General features: G+C 52.1%; 19 protein-coding genes. 10 read left to right on the top strand and 9 right to left on the bottom strand.

Annotation, left to right across the window (positions count from 1 at the left end):
• Positions 1 to 370: 370 nt before the first annotated feature.
• Positions 371 to 1,669, top strand: coding sequence for an MFS transporter (locus OGV74_RS16545; RefSeq protein WP_086504436.1), 1,299 nt, complete (start codon positions 371 to 373; stop codon positions 1,667 to 1,669).
• Here the strand turns inward: OGV74_RS16545 and OGV74_RS16540 are convergent.
• The 5 genes from OGV74_RS16540 to trxC form a co-directional block, all read right to left on the bottom strand.
• Positions 1,666 to 2,001 carry a YfiM family lipoprotein gene (locus OGV74_RS16540; protein ID WP_153687927.1) on the bottom strand — a complete coding sequence of 112 codons (336 nt, stop codon included), beginning with the start codon at positions 1,999 to 2,001 and terminating at the stop codon, positions 1,666 to 1,668. The genes OGV74_RS16545 and OGV74_RS16540 overlap by 4 nt on opposite strands.
• A 32-nt stretch (positions 2,002 to 2,033) precedes the next feature.
• Positions 2,034 to 3,389 carry a CDP-diacylglycerol--serine O-phosphatidyltransferase gene (gene pssA / locus OGV74_RS16535; RefSeq protein ID WP_008319601.1) on the bottom strand — a complete coding sequence of 452 codons (1,356 nt, stop codon included), beginning with the start codon at positions 3,387 to 3,389 and terminating at the stop codon, positions 2,034 to 2,036.
• Positions 3,390 to 3,503: 114 nt separating this feature from the next.
• Complete coding sequence (locus OGV74_RS16525; protein ID WP_003037556.1) at positions 3,504 to 6,164, bottom strand: bifunctional acetate--CoA ligase family protein/GNAT family N-acetyltransferase; 2,661 nt, start codon at positions 6,162 to 6,164, stop codon at positions 3,504 to 3,506.
• Between the two features lie 36 nt (positions 6,165 to 6,200).
• Entirely contained in the window at positions 6,201 to 6,899 is a 699-nt protein-coding gene (gene tapT / locus OGV74_RS16520; protein ID WP_003037557.1) for a tRNA-uridine aminocarboxypropyltransferase, read from the bottom strand.
• A 69-nt stretch (positions 6,900 to 6,968) separates the two neighbouring features.
• Complete coding sequence (gene trxC, locus OGV74_RS16515) at positions 6,969 to 7,388, bottom strand: thioredoxin TrxC (protein ID WP_003037559.1); 420 nt, start codon at positions 7,386 to 7,388, stop codon at positions 6,969 to 6,971.
• Between the two features lie 207 nt (positions 7,389 to 7,595).
• Here trxC and OGV74_RS16510 point away from each other — a divergent pair, with 207 nt between their 5' ends.
• The gene (locus OGV74_RS16510; protein WP_048218418.1) at positions 7,596 to 8,675 is read left to right on the top strand and encodes a tRNA/rRNA methyltransferase; all 1,080 of its coding nucleotides are present in this window, start codon (positions 7,596 to 7,598) and stop codon (positions 8,673 to 8,675) included.
• 33 nt (positions 8,676 to 8,708) lie between these two features.
• Here the strand turns inward: OGV74_RS16510 and ung are convergent, their stop codons facing one another.
• The gene (gene ung, locus OGV74_RS16505; protein ID WP_003037561.1) at positions 8,709 to 9,398 is read right to left on the bottom strand and encodes a uracil-DNA glycosylase; all 690 of its coding nucleotides are present in this window, start codon (positions 9,396 to 9,398) and stop codon (positions 8,709 to 8,711) included.
• A 317-nt stretch (positions 9,399 to 9,715) separates the two neighbouring features.
• Between ung and grcA the strand changes: the two genes are divergently transcribed.
• The gene (gene grcA, locus OGV74_RS16500) at positions 9,716 to 10,099 is read left to right on the top strand and encodes an autonomous glycyl radical cofactor GrcA (protein WP_003037563.1); all 384 of its coding nucleotides are present in this window, start codon (positions 9,716 to 9,718) and stop codon (positions 10,097 to 10,099) included.
• Between the two features lie 79 nt (positions 10,100 to 10,178).
• Here grcA and eamB read toward each other — a convergent pair whose 3' ends face one another.
• A complete protein-coding gene (gene eamB, locus OGV74_RS16495) occupies positions 10,179 to 10,766 on the bottom strand; it encodes a cysteine/O-acetylserine transporter (protein WP_086504435.1) in 588 nt (195 codons plus the stop codon).
• 102 nt (positions 10,767 to 10,868) lie between these two features.
• Between eamB and OGV74_RS16490 the strand changes: the two genes are divergently transcribed.
• Positions 10,869 to 11,765 carry a LysR family transcriptional regulator gene (locus OGV74_RS16490; RefSeq protein WP_086504434.1) on the top strand — a complete coding sequence of 299 codons (897 nt, stop codon included), beginning with the start codon at positions 10,869 to 10,871 and terminating at the stop codon, positions 11,763 to 11,765.
• 17 nt (positions 11,766 to 11,782) lie between these two features.
• Here the strand turns inward: OGV74_RS16490 and srmB are convergent, their stop codons facing one another.
• Positions 11,783 to 13,111 carry an ATP-dependent RNA helicase SrmB gene (gene srmB / locus OGV74_RS16485; protein WP_003037569.1) on the bottom strand — a complete coding sequence of 443 codons (1,329 nt, stop codon included), beginning with the start codon at positions 13,109 to 13,111 and terminating at the stop codon, positions 11,783 to 11,785.
• A 130-nt stretch (positions 13,112 to 13,241) separates the two neighbouring features.
• Here srmB and trmN point away from each other — a divergent pair, with 130 nt between their 5' ends.
• The gene (trmN, locus tag OGV74_RS16480) at positions 13,242 to 13,979 is read left to right on the top strand and encodes a tRNA(1)(Val) (adenine(37)-N(6))-methyltransferase TrmN (protein ID WP_086504433.1); all 738 of its coding nucleotides are present in this window, start codon (positions 13,242 to 13,244) and stop codon (positions 13,977 to 13,979) included.
• Here trmN and nadB read toward each other — a convergent pair.
• Positions 13,964 to 15,586 (bottom strand): L-aspartate oxidase, encoded by a 1,623-nt coding sequence (gene nadB, locus OGV74_RS16475; RefSeq protein ID WP_086504432.1) that lies wholly within the window; start codon positions 15,584 to 15,586, stop codon positions 13,964 to 13,966. The two genes, trmN and nadB, sit on opposite strands and share 16 nt — an antisense overlap.
• 263 nt (positions 15,587 to 15,849) lie before the next feature.
• Between nadB and rseD the strand changes: the two genes are divergently transcribed.
• Genes rseD through rseC form a run of 5 tightly spaced genes read left to right on the top strand, consistent with a single transcriptional unit; the run spans position 15,850 to position 18,685 of the window.
• Positions 15,850 to 16,014 carry a rpoE leader peptide RseD gene (gene rseD, locus OGV74_RS16470; RefSeq protein WP_049259737.1) on the top strand — a complete coding sequence of 55 codons (165 nt, stop codon included), beginning with the start codon at positions 15,850 to 15,852 and terminating at the stop codon, positions 16,012 to 16,014.
• Positions 16,011 to 16,586 carry an RNA polymerase sigma factor RpoE gene (gene rpoE / locus OGV74_RS16465; RefSeq protein WP_003037573.1) on the top strand — a complete coding sequence of 192 codons (576 nt, stop codon included), beginning with the start codon at positions 16,011 to 16,013 and terminating at the stop codon, positions 16,584 to 16,586. The genes rseD and rpoE overlap by 4 nt, the downstream gene beginning before the upstream one ends.
• 31 nt (positions 16,587 to 16,617) lie before the next feature.
• Positions 16,618 to 17,268 carry an anti-sigma-E factor RseA gene (gene rseA / locus OGV74_RS16460; protein ID WP_286521152.1) on the top strand — a complete coding sequence of 217 codons (651 nt, stop codon included), beginning with the start codon at positions 16,618 to 16,620 and terminating at the stop codon, positions 17,266 to 17,268.
• Positions 17,268 to 18,224 carry a sigma-E factor regulatory protein RseB gene (gene rseB / locus OGV74_RS16455; RefSeq protein WP_003037575.1) on the top strand — a complete coding sequence of 319 codons (957 nt, stop codon included), beginning with the start codon at positions 17,268 to 17,270 and terminating at the stop codon, positions 18,222 to 18,224. Before rseA ends, rseB begins: the two co-directional genes overlap by 1 nt.
• On the top strand, positions 18,221 to 18,685 hold the full coding sequence (gene rseC, locus OGV74_RS16450) for a SoxR-reducing system protein RseC (RefSeq protein WP_003037576.1): 465 nt from the start codon (positions 18,221 to 18,223) through the stop codon (positions 18,683 to 18,685). Before rseB ends, rseC begins: the two co-directional genes overlap by 4 nt.
• Positions 18,686 to 18,906: the final 221 nt, after the last annotated feature.

The raw sequence follows: 18,906 nt of genomic DNA, 5'->3' as shown, positions 1-18,906 counted from the left end.
GCCATAAACTGCCAGGCATCAAATAAAGTGAAGAAGCCCATCCTGACGGATGGGCTTTTTTGCGTGTGTGCGGGGTAAAAACCGCCGGGCTGAACGTATTGTGCAGGCCTGATAAGCGCAGCGCATCAGGCAATTCCGGCGGCAGATTGCTGGATTCGACCTAACCGCCTTAATCGACTAAAAAAAGCACTCTGTCTCGAGCTACTACACGGATCTCTCCCTCGAACATATCTGAATCCTTTCTCTGCTAATTAAAACCGTGATCTTTCCTGCATAATAATATATAACAATTATATAACATTTGATTCACCAAAAAACACACAACCATCATTGAGAAATTCACGCGATCGTTGGCAGGGGTACAATTCTAATGGCTGATAGTAGTGTAACTGAGAACGGGGCGCTGGCAGACGGCGATACCCGCCGTCGTATATGGGCAATTGTCGGAGCATCATCAGGGAATCTGGTCGAATGGTTTGATTTCTATATCTACTCTTTCTGTTCTCTTTATTTTGCTCATATCTTTTTCCCATCAGGAAATACCACCACACAACTCTTACAAACCGCCGGCGTGTTTGCCGCAGGCTTCTTGATGCGACCAATTGGAGGCTGGTTGTTTGGCCGTATTGCGGATAAGCACGGGCGTAAAAAGTCCATGTTGCTGTCCGTTTGTATGATGTGTATGGGATCGTTGGTGATCGCTTGTCTACCGGGATATGAAACTATCGGTACCTGGGCCCCTGCGCTATTATTGCTGGCCAGACTATTCCAGGGGTTATCTGTAGGTGGTGAATACGGAACCAGCGCGACCTATATGAGTGAAGTTGCCGTTGAAGGTAAGAAAGGTTTTTATGCTTCATTCCAGTACGTAACGTTAATCGGCGGACAGTTACTGGCATTGCTGGTTGTGGTCATATTACAGCACACGTTAGAAGACTCTGCGCTCAGAGCGTGGGGTTGGCGTATTCCATTTGCGTTGGGCGCCGTGCTGGCTATTGTTGCGCTATGGCTGCGTCGCCAACTGGATGAAACCTCGAAACAGGACGTTCGCGCGCTGAAAGAAGCGGGTTCCCTGAAAGGTCTGTGGCGTAATCGCAAAGCCTTTGTCATGGTGCTTGGCTTTACCGCCGCGGGTTCGTTGTGTTTTTACACGTTCACAACCTACATGCAGAAATACCTGGTCAATACCGCTGGTATGCATGCCAACGTAGCCAGCGGGATTATGACGGCGGCACTGTGTGTGTTCATGCTGGTTCAACCGCTGTTCGGCGCTTTGTCAGATAAGATTGGCCGGCGTACTTCAATGCTGTGTTTTGGCGCGTTGGCTGCGATTTTCACTGTTCCCATTCTGACAGCATTGCAAAGCATAACATCCCCGTATATGGCGTTTGCTCTGGTGATGTGTGCCCTGTTAATCGTGAGTTTCTATACGTCAATCAGCGGTATTTTGAAGGCTGAGATGTTCCCGGCGCAGGTGCGTGCTCTGGGAGTTGGCTTATCTTATGCGGTGGCTAATGCCTTGTTTGGTGGCTCAGCTGAATATGTGGCGTTATCCCTGAAGTCTGTCGGTATGGAAACGACATTCTTCTGGTACGTCACCGCGCTGGCAGTTGTCGCGTTTTTAGTATCGCTGATGCTGCATGGGAAGGGGAAAGGTCTGCGCCTCTAGTAATGTGCCAGTTGCCAGACCGCATAGCCGGTAGACGCGCCTGCAACATCCCAGGCGAAGTCCTTCCAGCTCCAGCCGCTCCCTGCGGGACGGCTGTCCCACAGTTCTTTTGATGCGCCCAGGCTGACTGAGAACATCAGGCCGATAGCCGCACTGCGATCGCGGCTGTTGCCCTGATGTTGGGCATATTCATTGCCGGCTGCGGCAAGCATGGCGGAGGCGATGAAGTGTTGAGCTTTGTCTTGCCCACTCCACTGGTCGTTAGCCATGTGGCTGCAGCCAGAAATGGCCAGGATGCTGGTAAGAATGAACAGGCGCACCGTTGCCTCCATATGAAAAACCCCGTCACTGGACGGGGTCTTGATTACAGAATACGGCTAATTAATCTGTCGATACGAATACGGCGTAGTCGACGAATGAGCTTACGCACTTTGACTGGATAGTCAGCAATACTTTGCAGGTCGCGATAGTGCTTAACGACGGTAGTATGCGTACGGATAAGCTCCAGCTCTTTATCGCGCTGGGGAGTCAGCTCTTGCTTAGGATCGTGGATAAGGATGGCGTTTTCCAGATCCAGACGCCAGGCGCGAGGGTTAAGGTTGTTGCCGGTGAGCAGCATCCATTTATCATCAACCCACATACCTTTCAGATGATAGGTGTTGTCATCATCTTTCCATAGGCGTACGACCAGCTGGTCGGTATTCACGTAATACTGCAATCTGCTCAGGAAACGGCGCAGATTTATTTCATACAGATAAGGCAGCGCGCCGATGATCTTGAATGGCTCATCTTCTGGAATGAAAAAGTCGTTGGCGGTTTTATCACCGACAATGATTTCAACCTTTTTCCCTTCACGCAGCAGTTGAATGATATTGCGCACCAGTATGGCGGGCAGGTTGAAATAAGGGGTACAGATTGTGAGTTTGTGCTCCGCGCAGGGCATAAGATGGAAAATGGTCTTATTTAACAGACTGGATTTCCCAAGGCCCACCAGAGGCGTAACCGAAAGCTGTTCGTTATCAGCATCACCCTGAAAATGGAATGACGCATCACGCAGTTCTTGGCGGTACAGGCGGATGTCGTTTTTAATTTCCGGGCTTTTAGGTCGGTTGATATCATCAAGGCGGTTAACGCCGCGACCCTTTATCAGGTTCTGCGTAACCCAATCGAACATGATATCGGCCATTTGCGCATTGCGAATCAACTGATAACGGTCATAGCGATATTTATCATGCTGATGCAGGTAAACATCGTTCAGACTGGCTCCGCTGTACAGGACGCTGTCATCGATAATAAAGCCTTTGAAATGCAGGACGCCAAGTGCTTCACGGGTGTTAATCGGAACGCCATAAACAGGAATATCGATACCAGGGTTTTCTTGCGCCATTCGGCAATACCAGTCAGCATTAGTATTGGATGCCGCAGCCCCAATACGACCGCGCTGAGCTCTGTGCCAGTCGACAAGCACCCGGACATCCAGTTCAGGACGCTGCCGTTTTGCCGCATAGAGAGCGTCAAGTATGCCTTTACCACCGTCATCCTGTTCCAGGTACAGCGCAATAATGCAGATCCGTCGCGTCGCGCTGGCTATTTTTTCCAGCAGAGTCTCCCTGAAATTAGCGGGAGCATAAAAGAAATCTACATCATCAACTGACTGAGAAATCTTGGGTAGTTGGGCAAGGTGTTGTTGATGTTTATTACGCTTAAATTTTGACAACATCACAGTGCATTTCTTCTCTGTTCATTGAAGGGTCCTCTGTGCTATGCAGACGACATAAGCGGGCAATGATACCACCAGTACCCATTAATGTGGTCAACATTTCCAGTACCTTACTCACGATTCCTCACATTGGGCCAGATTAAGCGTTAGCCCAACAATTCCCTCTTCGAGCTGGACGTCAACAACAAACCCGAGTTTTCGGGCCAGGGCGACCATCCCACGATTGTTTGGCATCGTAATACCATTCAAACGTATAAGTCCGTGATCTCGGGTATATGCAATTAATTTTTCCATCAATCGGCGACCCAGTCCAAGCCCTTTGAGATCGGAACGAACCAGTACGGCAAACTCAGCATCTACGTTATCAGGATCCGAGATTGCTCGCGTTACGCCGAGGATCTCTTCGTGATTATCTTTACAACGCACCGCAACAAAAGCCATTTCCCGATCGTAGTCGATCTGCGTCATATTGGCTAAATCTTCGTGGGTAAATTCATTGATCTCACTGAAATAGCGATAATAAAGATCTTCTTTTGTCACTTGAGAAATGAACTGCTGTAGATGAGGTTCATCCTCCGGTAAAATGGGGCGGAACAGACAGCGCTCGCCGTTCTTCAACTCCACCCACTCTTCAAGCTGATGGGGGTAGGGACGTACAGCCAGCCTGCTTTCGTTATCTCCCGCGAAAGGGGCAATATCCAGCGTAACGTCCAGCGCGGTAAATTCTTCGGCGGAGGCCAGCAGAGGATGAATATCCAGACGCTGAATTTCCGGGCAGTCGACGATCAAGTTGGAGACCTGCACCAGAAGTTGGCTCAACCCGGCGATATCCAGCGGACGTAGTGCGCTGCGAGCGCGGATCTTTTTATTTTTGATCCCCTGGATCACCAGATAACGCGCCAGATTCATGTTCAATGGCGGCAAGGCCACCACGGCTTGCTCTTCCGGTCGCCACTCAACGCCACCTTCACCCAGCATAATCAACGGACCAAATACCGGGTCGTGTTCAACGACGACGCGAAGTTCTTGAGCACCAGCGCGATTCGCCATACTTTGTACTAATAAACCGTGAATGCGTGCCTGCGGCCAGGCCATTTTTACCCGATCGAAAATTGCATTGGCAGCCTGCTGCACTTCTGTTGCTGTACGCAGGTAGAGCATTACCCCCTGAACTTCCGACTTATGCGGGATATCAGGAGAACGCAGCTTGAGCGCCACCGGGTAGCCGATTTGCTCCGCGATGTGTACGGCCTCTGCGCTGTCGCTGGCGATCCATGTCGGCAGTGTATGTAAGCCATAGGCCTGTAAAATAGGCTGAACTTCATGAGTATCCAGCGACGTTGCGCCTTCTGCAATCGCCTGTTGTAACAGATTATGCGCTTCGGCGGTGTTGGTGGTCAGATTGTCGGGTAGCGCAGGCGTTTCACGCAGTTGCTTCTGGTTACGCCGGTACTCCACCATATGCATAAATGCAGTGATAGTGCCTTCAGGCGTGCGGTAGGTTGGTAATCCGGCTTCGCTAAACAGTCTGCGTGCTTCCTGTGAGGAAAACTCTCCGCACCAGTTGGTCAGCAACGAGACGAATTTTCCTCGGGGATGATGCTTTACCGCTTCAATCAATGCCTGTGCGCTTTCGGTTCCGGGAGCGGCTGCGCTGGGTGAATGAATCACCATCAACGCGTCGAAATCCTGGCTGGCGAGCAAAATATCCAGCGTCTTAACGTAGTGTTCGCTGCTGGCGTCATCACGCAGATCCAGTGGGTTGGCGATATCAACATGTTCAGGCAAGGCATCGCGTAATTTCTGGCAGGTGTCTTCATTCAACGTCGCCAACTTGCCATTTTTTGACCACAGTTCATCTAATGCCAGTGCGGCAGGCGCGGCCCCATTGCTGATGATCATTAGCCTGTCGCCACGTAGTGGACGCATGTGGCTCAAGGTTTCGACTGCTGAGAACAGCTCGTGAGTGTCTTGTACGCGCAGTAAACCGGCGCGCTGAATAGCTGCATCCCACGCAGGGTCCATCCCGGCGCTGGTATGCAGTAAACGCTGCGCTGCAGGGCTGCGACCGCTCTTAATCACCAGAATAGGTTTATTGCGCGAGGCGCTACGGGCGGCGGAAACAAAGCGCCGGGCATCACTTAAATGTTCGAGATACAGCAATATCGCGCTGGTTTTACTGTCGCGTGCCAGGTAATCCAGTAGCTCATCAACGTCGATATCCAGGCTATCACCCAGCGCGATAAAGTAAGAAAAGCCCATTTCTCTCTGCTGTGCCCAGTCGAGTATGGTATTGGACACGGCGGCGGATTGAGAGATGAAAGCCAGCTTGCCGCGCTTAATCGGGACGGGGGAAAAGCTGGCGTTAAGTCCTTGCCAGGGTGCGAGAAGTCCCAGGCTGTTGGGACCCAGAAGACGTATGTTGTAGCGTGATGCGCAGGCCAGCAGCTCCGCGTGCTGCGCCGAGGGTGCTGAGAGAATAATGCAGGTTTTACAACCTTTCTCGCCAAGTGCTTCGAGTAATGCCAGGTTACGGCTGGCATTGGTGCACAACACGGCGAGATCGGGGCTAAAAGGCAGGCTGTTGATATTGGGCCACGCCAGTACGCCCAACACCGCTTTCCATGCGGGCGTCACCGGTAAAACAGGTCCATTGAAACCGCCAGCAAGCAGGTTACGCATCATCAGGTAACCTGCGCGATTAGGCTTCATTGACGCCCCAATCACCGCAATGGATTTCGGTCGCAATAGTGCTTCCAGACCACGCTGACTCATATCGGCTTCCTTAATGACACCAGTGACCGAATGATTTTAAACGTTTTCTGATAAATCTGCTGTGACGCTTCCCTGATGTTGAGTTTTTCCTGCCAGGTAGCGGGTTTTAAAGCGAGTAAAATGATCGCTTAACCCTTCTGCGGCTTGCGTATCTCCCGCCAGATCCAACAAGGCGATGGCCACCTCGGCTGTGCAATATTGCCCTTCGGCGTGAACGCCACGCAGGTGGTAAGCAGAAAGGCGTGATAAATCAACAGAGATCACCGGCAGGTTATCGAGGTACGGGCTTTTGCGGAACATTTTACGCGCCTCAGGCCAGGTGCCGTCGAGCATGATAAACAATGGGGGCTTACCGGCTGGTGGCGTGAAAATCACTTCACGCTCTTCACCCGCATAGGAGGCCGGGAATACAACCATCGGCTGGTAATCCGGATTTTTTACCAGTTCCAGCAGCGCCTGCGGTGGCTCGGTGCGTGACCACTGAAAAGCCGTGGTATCGGGCAGAATATCAGCAATTAAACGCCCCGTGTTGCTGGGCTTCATCGGCTCGGTGTCAAACATCACCAGACAAAAGCGACTTTTTGCCTCAGAGGGCGCCAGAGTTGCGCACAAGCAGAGCTTCTGCGGCAGCAGGCAGCGTTGACAGCGGCGAACGCGATTACCTCGGGCAAGGAAAGGACGCGTGGCGCGCGCGAGGCGCTCAGCGCGTAACTGAAGAACAGCGTTATCGGTCATGGGGAAACACGTTGAAAAACGCTATTGTCGCAGAGGTGAAAACGGGGCACAAGATGCGCCCCGTAGAGATTATAATGATTCGTTAAGCCAGCTATCAAACGGGGCTTTTGGTACAGCGCCGTTAAGCATGTCGACGATTTCACCTTTTCTGAAGATCATGATGGTCGGAATGCTGCGGATTCCGAAACGGGCGCTGAGTTCACGCTCGGCTTCCGTATTCACTTTAACAAAACGCACTTTGCCGCTACGCTCTTCCGCGACATCTTCAAAAATCGGGGCGAAGTTACGACATGGACCACACCAGGGGGCCCAAAAGTCAACGACCACCGGGAGATCGTCTTTTAACAGTTTATCCAGTGTCTCACCGGTCGCATTGATCACCTCCCCATCAAACAGGTCGTGACCACAGCGTCCGCATTTAGCCGCTTCCTGGACACGATCGTCAGGGATGCGGTTGATAGCCTGGCAGCTGGTACAAACGGTATTCATAACTAACCTCTGGATGAGTGGAGTGGACTTCACGGCATAAACGCCAGTATGTTTCTATTATGTTACATATTATCGGAGAGTCTGTTCTAAACAACAATGCGTTTTATTCAATGAGTACAATAGTCCTTAGCTTTTAAATGAAATAATGGCTAACGACGTGCACATCGGGTAATCTGCGCGCTTCGCGCAGAGCAGGTGGAGAAAAACATGAGCGACGAACTGAAGAACAAAAACGGCAAGGTCAAAGTGATGTACGTCCGCAGTGACGATGACTCGGATAAACGCACCCAAAATCCACGTACTGGCAAAGGCGGCGGTCGCCCCGGTACTTCCCGAGCCGAAGGCGGTCGTCGCCCTGCCCGTGATGAACGAAAGGGTCCGAACAGCGAACGTGGTCGTGAACGCGGGCGTGACCGCGATGTAGAACGCGACCGCAGACGTGAAGATTCACCGTGGCGTACCGTTTCCCGCGCACCGAATGATGACGCAGCGGATAAAGCCGATCACGGCGGTATTAGCGGTAAGAGCTTTATCGATCCTGAAGTATTACGCCGTCAGCGCGCGGAAGAAACCCGCGTTTATGGTGAGAATGCCTGTCAGGCTCTGTTCCAGAGTCGTCCGGACGCTATCGTCCGCGCCTGGTTTGTTCAGAGCGTAACCCCGCGTTTTAAAGAAGCATTACGCTGGATGGCGGCAAACCGCAAAGCCTATCACGTGGTTGACGAAGCCGAGCTGGCGAAAGCCTCTGGCACTGAACACCACGGTGGCGTCTGTTTCCTGATCAAAAAACGTAACGGTACTACCGTTAAGCAGTGGGTCGGTCAGGCAGGGGCACAGGATTGCGTGCTGGCACTGGAAGATATCGCTAACCCGCATAACCTGGGCGGTATGATGCGTAGCTGCGCGCACTTCGGTGTGAAAGGCGTGGTGGTTCAGGATGCGGCGCTGCTGGAATCGGGGGCGGCTATCCGTACCGCTGAAGGTGGAGCAGAGCATGTTCAGCCGATTACCGGTGACAGCATTGTCGATGTGTTGGACGATTTCCGTAACGCGGGTTACACGGTAGTGATGACCTCAAGCGTGAAAGGTAAACCGCTGTTTACTACCGCGCTGCCGGAAAAAATGGTGCTGGTATTAGGGCGTGAGCGTGAAGCTCTGCCAGAAGCAGCATGTTCAGCCGACGACCTGTGTGTGGCGATTGACGGTACCGGCAAGGTAGAAACGCTCAATGTTTCTGTCGCGACCGGCGTGTTGCTCGCGGAGTGGTGGCGTCAGAACAAAGCCTGATAATAAAAATGCCAGCGATTCGCTGGCATTTTTTTACTCGCTTTCTGCGGGTAATACCGGCATCCAGTCAATCGGTTTTTCACCTCGTTGTTCCAGCCATTCATTAGCCAGTACAAAGTGATTGCAACCAAAGAAACCGCGATGCGCAGAGAGCGGTGATGGGTGTGGCGCTTTCAACACATGGTGACGCTGCGCATCAATAATCGCGCCTTTCTTCTGTGCGTGAGAACCCCAGAGCAGGAAAACCACGCCTTCCCGATGTTGGTTAATCAGGCTGATCACTTTATCGGTAAATGTTTCCCATCCAAGGCTGGCGTGAGAATGTGCCTGACCGGCGCGAACGGTGAGTACGGTGTTGAGTAACAGTACCCCCTGGCGTGCCCAGCTTTCCAGATATCCGTGCGTGGGGCGGGTGAAGCCGGGAATTGTTGCTTCCAGCTCTTTGTACATGTTCAGCAACGAAGGCGGAGTGGCAATGCCGGGGCGGACAGAGAACGCGAGACCGTGTGCCTGACCTGGGCCGTGGTAAGGATCCTGACCCAGGATGACAACTTTCACGTCACCAAGCTCGGTAAAACGAAACGCGTTAAACACATCTTTTTGCGGCGGATAAATTGTCATTCCTGACTGACGCTCGCCGGCAACAGTATGCAGTGTGTTAACAAAATAAGGCTGCTGTTTTTCTTCAGCCAGCACATCGTGCCAGGTTAATTCGGTGGCCATCTCGCTCTCCTGCGAATTTTCAATCCCCCTAGCTTAACTGCTTCTTTCGACGTAGCAAAATTCTGTACGTTTCTCAATGGTCTACCCCTTAAAGATAGTTGAAAATTTATGTAAAAAGTTTATCTGTGTACACGGCGTAAGTTGATGTAAAACAATAAAATCTATCTATCACCACTTTTCATGTGTGGTTTTTATTGATTTAAATCAAAGATTCAAGGGTGTGTGAGGGGTATATATACACTCAAGCAACAATGGTTTTACCAATTGGCCGTATGACGGCCAACCGAGATCAAATAATTTTGCCGGGGAGGCATCAAATGATTACAGGTATCCAGATTACTAAAGCTGCAAACGACGACCTGCTGAACTCTTTCTGGCTGCTGGACAGCGAAAAAGGCGAAGCACGCTGCATCGTTGCGAAAGCAGGTTTCAATGCTGATGAAGTCGTTGCTGTCAGCAAACTGGGCGAAATCGAATACCGTGAAGTACCGGTAGACGTACAGCCGGAAGTCCGCGTGGAAGGTGGTCAGCACCTGAACGTGAACGTTCTGCGTCGCGAAACGCTGGAAGATGCAGTTAAGCATCCGGAAAAATATCCGCAGTTGACCATCCGTGTTTCTGGTTATGCAGTGCGTTTCAACTCTCTGACCCCAGAACAGCAGCGCGACGTTATTGCTCGTACCTTTACTGAGAGCCTGTAAGGCTCACGGGGAATAACCCCGTTTAGCAAAGAATCAAAAAGTGGAAGATGCCAGTGTGTCTTCCGCTTTTTTGCATCCGTTAGTAAAAGATCCTTACTGCGCAATACACCAACAGCAGCGCCAGAATAATATTCAACTGCCGGCCGTAACGGCGAAAAACGCGCTGAAAAAGATGGCCCGCCAGCGCCCAGCAGGCATTTCCGAAGGTGCCGATCAGCGCCAACAGAATACTCACCCCAATCAGCCAGTGCGCGTCCTGAGTGTACGGTAATACAAACGTGGATAACGCGGTAATGCCGTACAAAATGATTTTGACGTTAACAAACTGCAAGCCAAAACTCGCCCAGAAGCTAATCGGCTCTGACAGCAAACCATCGTTTGTAGCCGGGCTGGTGGCGATCTTCAGCGCCAGCCACAGGATATAAGCTGCCCCAGCCCAACTGAGCCAATGGATAATGGCAGGATCCATAACCGCCAGTGAAAATGAAATCCCGGCGCATATCAGCATGACGATTAAAAAGCCCAAACTCATTCCGGCCAGTACGCGCGTACTCTGACGAAAACCGTGTGATGTCGCGGCACTGAGCGCAAGGATGTTGTTTGGTCCGGGGGTTAGCGCGGTAATCAATGTATAGGTCCAGAATGCACTTAAAAGGGTGGGGGTCACTTGTTATCTCCTCTGTTTTGGTAGACAGTACCCGAGACAAAACATTTAAAAAAATGAATGTTTTTGCATTCTGAATTCGATATTTTCGATGGGTTAGTGCGAATGGATTTACGTCGGTTTATTACGTTAAAAACAGTGGTGGAAGAGGGCTCATTCCTGCGGGCATCACAAAAACTGTGTTGTACGCAATCAACAGTTACCTTTCATATTCAACAGCTTGAGCAAGAACTTTCGGTGCAGTTGTTTGAAAAAATTGGACGCCGGATGTGTCTCACCAGTGAGGGAAAACGGCTGATGCCGCATATCCATGACCTGACGCGCGTGATGGCATCGATTCGACAGTCAGCACATCAGGATGCGCAGCCGAGCGGCGAGCTACGTGTCGCGACGGGCGAAACGCTGCTGGCGTATAAAATGCCGCAGGTTTTACAGCGATTTAAACAACGTGCGCCCCATGTGCGATTGTCTTTACAGTCACTCAATTGCTATGTCATTCGCGATGCGTTGCTCAGTGATGAGGTCGATCTAGGGGTGTTTTATCGGGTGGGTAATGACGATGCCCTTGAGTTGATGCCGCTTGGCGATCAGTCACTGGCATTAGTTGCTTCGCCGCTGCTCCAGCACGTTGATTTTACTCAATATAACCAGCACATTCCCTGCAGTTTTATCATTAATGAGCCGCAATGTATTTTCAGACAGCGCTTCGAGGGGCTACTGCGTAAACGACAGATTACGCTGGAAAATACCATTGAACTATGGAGCATTGAAAGCATTAAGCAGTGCGTATCGGCAAATCTTGGGGTCAGCTTTTTGCCGCGTTTTGCTGTTGAGAAGGAGCTACGTTCTGGGGAATTGATTGAATTACCGTACAGTGAACAACCTGAGTTAATTACGGCATTGTGTGGTTATCATGCCGGAAAAGTCGTTAGTCCGGCGATGCGGGTGTTTCTTGAGTGTATTGAAGAGAGTTTTGCATCACGTGAAAAAATGCCGGGCTAAACGGCCCGGCATTCGGTTTACTCTTTGTCGGACTGCTGGGTAGCAGCTCCGCTCGGCTTACGACGTTTGCCGATATTTTTTGCATCGCGGTGACGTTTTTTCACCCGCGGCTTCTCTTTCTCTTTCGCTTTTTTCTCGGCGCGCTTCGCCAGCACTTTCTTGGATGGTTTACCGTTGGATTTCTCACTTGGCGCGCGCGTGGTTGGACGCAGTTCGTCGATGACGCGTGCTTTCAGCGGTTCGTCAATATAGCGGCTCGCTTTGCCGAGAAGTAGATGGTCGTGCGCTTCAACCAAAGAGATCGCAGTACCTTTACGACCTGCGCGACCGGTACGGCCAATGCGGTGCAGATAGGCATCGCCACTGCGCGGCATGTCGAAGTTAAACACATGGCTGACGTCAGGAATATCGATCCCGCGAGCGGCAACGTCGGTGGCTACCAGCACGTTCACGCGGCCATCGGTCAGGCGTTTGATCGCTTCATTGCGTTTGTTCTGCACCATCTCGCCTTCGAGATAGCAGTTGTTAATGCCCGCCTGGCGCAGCCAGCCTGCCAGCTCGTGCACACGCTCGCGTTTACGTACGAAGACAATCGAGCGGGTCGCTTCCGGCTGTTTTAACAGATGGATCAACAGCGCAGTTTTGTGCTCGATGTCATCGGCACGGTAGTAAAACTGATGGATCTTCTTGCGTTCGCGGGTGGACGGATCCGCTGAGACTTCGACCGGATCTTCCAACAGACGCTCGGCAAAATCTTTAATCGCATCGCCTTCCAGCGTGGCGGAGAACAGCATGGTTTGCTTACGCCAGCGGGTTTCACCGGCGATATGTTCGATGTCCTGGGCAAAACCCATGTCCAGCATACGATCTGCTTCATCGAGAATTAGCGTCTCAACCGCATGGCAGTCGAAGTTTTCTTCTTTAATGTATTGCAGCAGACGACCCGTGGTGGCAACCACGATGTCCTGGTTTTCGCTAAAGACTTCCATGTGGTTCATGTAAGCCACGCCGCCGGTAATGGTCGCGATATCCAGATGCGTATTTTTCGCCAGCTCACGGGCGTGTTCAGCAACCTGCATCGCCAGTTCGCGCGTTGGCGTCAGGATTAAAATGCGCGGCGGACCAGATTTCTTGCGTGGGAAGTCGAGCAGGTGCTGCAACGCTGGCAGCAAATATGCCGCCGTTTTACCGGTGCCTGTCGGCGCAGAACCGAGTACATCACGGCCATCGAGCGCAGGCGGAATGGCGGCAGCCTGAATGGCGGTCGGGCGAGTGAAACCTTTTTCCTGGAGGGCATCCAGAAGGCTTTCATCGAGTTCAAGTTCGGAAAAAGTCGTTACAGTCATGTTCTACCTCTGAGTGGGGCGCTGATTATAGACGTTACGGCTGCAATCTTCATCTGTTTGTATGGATATACCTTCTCAGGTATTGTTTTTATCCTATGTTATCGTTTTTTTTCCAGGAAGGTTGTTCTTCATGCCCCAGTCTACATCCGTACTGAAACGTAATGGATTTACTTTTAAGCAGTTTTTTGTGGCACACGATCGCTGTGCAATGAAAGTCGGAACGGACGGTATTTTATTGGGGGCCTGGGCTCCCGTTGCGGGCGTAAAGCGGATCCTGGATATTGGTACCGGGAGCGGCCTGTTGGCGCTGATGCTGGCCCAGCGCACTGATGAAAACGTCATCATTGACGCCGTGGAGCTTGATGTCGACGCCGCGCAGCAGGCGCAGGAGAACATCGCGCAATCTCCGTGGATGCATCGCGTGATTGTTCATACAGAAGATGCGCAACAGTGGATACCGCGTCAGACCGTGCGTTTTGATTTGATAATCAGCAATCCTCCCTATTATGAACAGGGCGTGGAATGCGCTACACCGCAGCGCGAGCAGGCCCGCTATACCACCTCGCTCGATCACCAGGCGTTGCTTACGCTGGCGGCGGACAGCATTACGGAAGACGGCTTTTTTTGTGTGGTGCTACCGGAGCAGATTGGTAACGCATTTACTCAGCAGGCGCTTAGCATGGGCTGGCATCTGCGATTGCGCACGGATGTAGCAGAAACCGAGGCCCGTCTACCGCATCGGGTATTGCTGGCATTCTCCCCGCAGGCCGGGGAGTGCTTTAGCGACAGGCTGGTGATCCGTGGGCCAGACCAACGTTACTCTGAAGGTTATACGGCGCTGACCCAGGCGTTCTATCTGTTTATGTGATGACTGAGCGGCGAGAGAATTGACGGGCCCGCCTCTGGAAGCTGTTCTGGATAATCCAGCGTGTAGTGCAGGCCCCGACTCTCTTTGCGCATCATCGCGCAGCGGACAATCAGCTCGGCAACCTGCACCAGATTGCGCAGCTCCAGTAGGTTGTTCGACACACGGAAATGGGCGTAATACTCGTCGATTTCCTGTTGCAGCATGGTGATACGGCGCAGAGCGCGTTCCAGGCGCTTGGTCGTACGGACAATACCGACGTAATCCCACATGAACAGCCGCAGTTCATGCCAGTTATGCTGGATAACAACCAACTCATCCGGATTTTCTACCCGGCTTTCATCCCAGCCCGGGAGCGTGCTGACGCCGCGTGCATAAGGCATACGCCTGTCGATATCTTCAGCCGCGGACCAGCTGTAAACAAGACACTCCAGCAATGAGTTCGATGCCATCCGGTTGGCGCCATGCAGGCCGGTGTAACTCACTTCGCCGATCGCATACAGCCCATCGACATCGGTACGGCCAAAGTCATCAACCATCACGCCGCCGCAGGTATAGTGCGCGGCAGGCACGATGGGAACAGGCTCTTTGGTTAGATCAATGCCCAGTCCCAGCAACTTTTCATAAATCATCGGGAAATGCTGACGAACAAATTTTTCCGGTTTATGACTGATATCGAGGAACATGCAATCTGCACCCAGGCGCTTCATTTCATGATCAATGGCGCGGGCGACAATATCGCGGGGAGCCAGTTCGCCACGCTCGTCAAAATCGGGCATAAAGCGTGAACCGTCCGGGCGTTTCAGGTGCGCGCCTTCGCCGCGCAGCGCTTCGGTCAGCAGAAAATTGCGCGCCTGCGGATGATACAGCGCTGTTGGGTGAAACTGGTTAAACTCCAGGTTGGCGACGCGGCATCCCGCACGCCAGGCCATTGCAATTCCGTCACCCGAGGAAATATCCGGATTGGTGGTGTATTGATACACCTTTGACGCGCCGCCGGTTGCCAGCACTACCGACTTCGCATGGCAGGTTTCGACGGCTTCTTTATTACGATTCCAGATCCAGGCTCCGACAACCCGACGCGTTCCCGGCAGACCGATTTTATCGGAGACAATCAGGTCGACAGCATTACTGCGCTCGAGAACCCGGATGTTGGGGTGATTTTGTGCCTGGCTGACGAGGGTGGTTTCGACTTCTTTGCCGGTAGCATCCGCAGCGTGCAGGATACGTCGATGGCTGTGACCGCCTTCACGGGTCAGGTGATAGCTCTCTTCACCGTTAGGCTGAACCTGCGTATCAAATAAGACGCCCTGATCGATTAGCCATTGAACGCAGGTACGGGCATTGCTGGCGACAAATTCAACCGCATGGCGATCGCACAACCCGGCCCCGGCAATCAGCGTATCTTCAACGTGGGAGTCGATACTGTCGGTTTCATCGAAAACCGCGGCAATACCGCCCTGGGCATAAAATGTCGAGCCTTCGCTGACCGGCCCTTTGCTCAGGACAATAACCTGATGTTTTTCAGCCAGGCGCAGCGCCAGTGAGAGTCCGGCAGCCCCGCTGCCAATGATCAGCACGTCACAGGATAATTCAGGAGTCGTATTCATGATTTTTGTTTAATTTACTAAACAGTGTTTGGTCACCATAGCACCACATTGCGCGATACTGCACGTTTTATTTTTAAACGTGTTGCAATGACTAAACATGAAAGAAAAACATGATGAGGGTGAAATAGGCAAAAATATTTTGTGAAGCAGGCCGTTAGCATCAGATTATGTGATGAAATAAAGTGCCCGTTGGGTTACTCTGCAAGCGGTGAAATGGGCATTTCTGTACAGATAGTGCGTTGATCGGGTTATGTAGACTTATAATGAGAGATAAGACCTGTCTACAACATGACAAACAAAAAACAATGCGTAACGGAACTTTACGAAACTTGAGCACTCTAAGCATTTGCTTGCTCATAGTGAAGCTGATGGAGTGGCGTTTCGAAGGCGCGTGGAAATTTGGTTTGGGGAGACTTTACCTCGGATGAGCGAGCAGTTAACGGACCAGGTCCTGGTAGAACGGGTCCAGAAGGGAGATCAGAAAGCCTTTAACCTACTGGTAGTGCGCTATCAGCATAAGGTGGCGAGTCTGGTTTCTCGCTATGTACCGTCGGGTGATGTACCCGATGTAGTACAAGAAGCATTTATCAAAGCCTATCGTGCGCTGGACTCGTTCCGGGGGGATAGTGCTTTTTATACCTGGCTGTATCGTATTGCGGTCAATACAGCGAAGAATTACCTGGTCGCTCAGGGGCGTCGTCCACCTTCCAGTGATATAGATGCGATTGAAGCAGAAAATTACGAAAGTGGCGGTGCGCTGAAAGAAATTTCGAACCCTGAGAACTTAATGTTGTCAGAAGAACTGAGACAGATAGTTTTCCGAACTATTGAGTCCCTCCCGGAAGATTTACGCATGGCAATAACCTTGCGGGAGCTGGATGGCCTGAGCTATGAAGAGATAGCCGCTATCATGGATTGTCCGGTGGGTACGGTGCGTTCACGTATCTTCCGAGCGAGGGAAGCTATTGATAATAAAGTTCAACCGCTTATCAGGCGTTGACGATAGCGGGATACTGGAAAAGGTATTAGGCATGCAGAAAGAAAAACTTTCCGCTTTAATGGATGGCGAAACGCTGGATACTGAGTTGCTCAAAGAGCTGGCTCACGACCCGGAAATGCAAAAAACCTGGGAGAGTTATCACCTGATTCGCGATTCCATGCGAGGTGATACTGCCGACGTTCTCCATTTCGATATTTCCGCCCGCGTAATGGCCGCCATCCAGGATGAGCCGGTACGTCAGACGGCGCCATTGATTCCTGAGGCCCAGCCAGCACCGCACCAGTGGCAGAAAATGCCGTTCTGGAAGAAAATGCGTCCGTGGGCCGCGCAGCTTACTCAAATGGGTGTGGCCGCGTGTGTATCACTTGCAGTTATTGTTGGCGTCCAGCACTATAATGGGCAATCTGAAACGTCCCAGCAGCCCGAAACGCCGGTATTTAATACATTACCGATGATGGGTAAAGCCAGTCCGGTAAGCCTGGGTGTACCTTCTGATGCGACGGCCAGCGTCGGTCAACAACAGCAGGTACAGGAGCAGCGTCGTCGTATTAATGCCATGTTGCAGGATTACGAACTGCAACGTCGACTGCACTCTGAACAGCTTCAGTTTGAGCAGGCCCAGACACAGCAAGCCGCTGTGCAGGTGCCAGGAATTCAAACTTTAGGAACGCAATCGCAGTAATGAAGCAACTTTGGTTTGCCATGTCACTTGTGGCTGGTAGCCTGTTCTTCTCTGTCAACGCCTCGGCCAATCCTGCGTCCGGGGCGTTGTTGCAGCAGATGAATCTGGCCAGCCAGTCGCTCACCTATGAGCTGTCATTTGTCAGCATCAATAAGCAGGGTGTTGAATCCCTACGTTATCGCCATGCCCGCCAGGATAACCGTCCGCTCGCGCAACTGTTGCAAATGGATGGTCCGCGCCGGGAAGTGGTGCAACGTGGCAACGAAATCAGCTATTTTGAGCCAGGTCTCGAACCGTTCACGCTGAACGGCGACTATATCGTTGACTCACTGCCCTCCCTGATTTACACCGACTTCAAACGTCTTGCTCCCTACTATGATTTTATCTCAGTAGGCCGCACCCGTATTGCCGACAGGCTCTGTGAAGTGATCCGCGTTGTGGCGCGTGACGGCACCCGTTACAGCTATATCGTTTGGATGGACACTGAGACCAAGCTGCCAATGCGTGTTGATCTTCTTGACCGTGATGGCGAAACGCTGGAACAGTTCCGCGTCATCGCGTTTACTGTTAACAACGGTGTCAGCGACAGCATGCAGACGCTGGCGAAAGCCAATCTGCCGCCGTTGCTGTCAGTTCCTGCGGGTGAGAAAACCAACTTCAACTGGAGTCCGTCGTGGTTGCCGCAAGGCTTCAGCGAGGTGTCCAGCAGTCGACGTCCGCTGCCGACGATGGATAACATGCCGATCGAATCACGGCTTTATTCCGATGGTCTGTTCAGTTTCTCCGTGAACGTAAACCGCGCGACGCAAAACAGCGCCGATCAGCTGCTGCGCACTGGACGCCGCACGGTTAGCACCAGCGTGCGAGATAATGCCGAAATCACTATTGTCGGTGAGCTTCCGCCGCAAACGGCGAAGCGTATCGCGGACAATATTAAGTTCAGGGCAGCACAATGATTAAAGAGTGGGCGACGGTCGTCTCCTGGCAAAATGGTCTGGCGACGGTCAGCTGTGATGTTAAAGCATCATGTAGCAGCTGTGCTTCCCGGGCCGGATGCGGGAGCCGCGTGCTGAACAAACTGGGACCTCAGACCACACACACCATCGTGGTGCCCTGCGACGAACCCTTGACCCCTGGTCAAAAAGTTGAACTGGGCATTGCCGAAGGTAGCCTGCTCGGTTCGGCGATGCTGGTCTACATGTCTCCGTTGGCGGGACTGTTTCTTTTCGCGGCGCTATTCCAGGTGCTGTTTGGTTCCGATCTTGCGGCATTAAGCGGAGCAGTGCTGGGGGGCGTGGGCGGATTCCTGATTGCTCGTGGATACTCTCGTAAGCTTGCTGAACGCGAAGCCTGGCAGCCGGTCATTCTGAACGTTGCTCTCCCACCCGATCTTATTCGCGTCGAAACCCAGCAGTGATATCTTTGCCTGATGGCACTGCGCTTATCAGGCCTACAGCGTCCTCAGATGCAGGCGTAGGCCGGATAAGGCGTTTATGTCGCCATCCGACAAAAGTTTCATCGACTTTGCAAAGTTGTTTCCAGTTCCCGCTATCCTTGCTCTATGAACATTTCCTCGCCTCAGCGTTGTAGTGTAGAATGCGGCGTTTCACTTAAACAGACGTTAAGCTCAGAACAGCG

Origin of the sequence: Citrobacter sp. Cf116 (assembly GCF_030336505.1) — a bacterium.
GTDB classification, from domain to species: domain Bacteria; phylum Pseudomonadota; class Gammaproteobacteria; order Enterobacterales; family Enterobacteriaceae; genus Citrobacter; species Citrobacter freundii.
The sequence above is the reverse complement of the archived record's forward strand: the minus strand, read 5'-3'. Positions and strand labels throughout refer to the sequence as shown.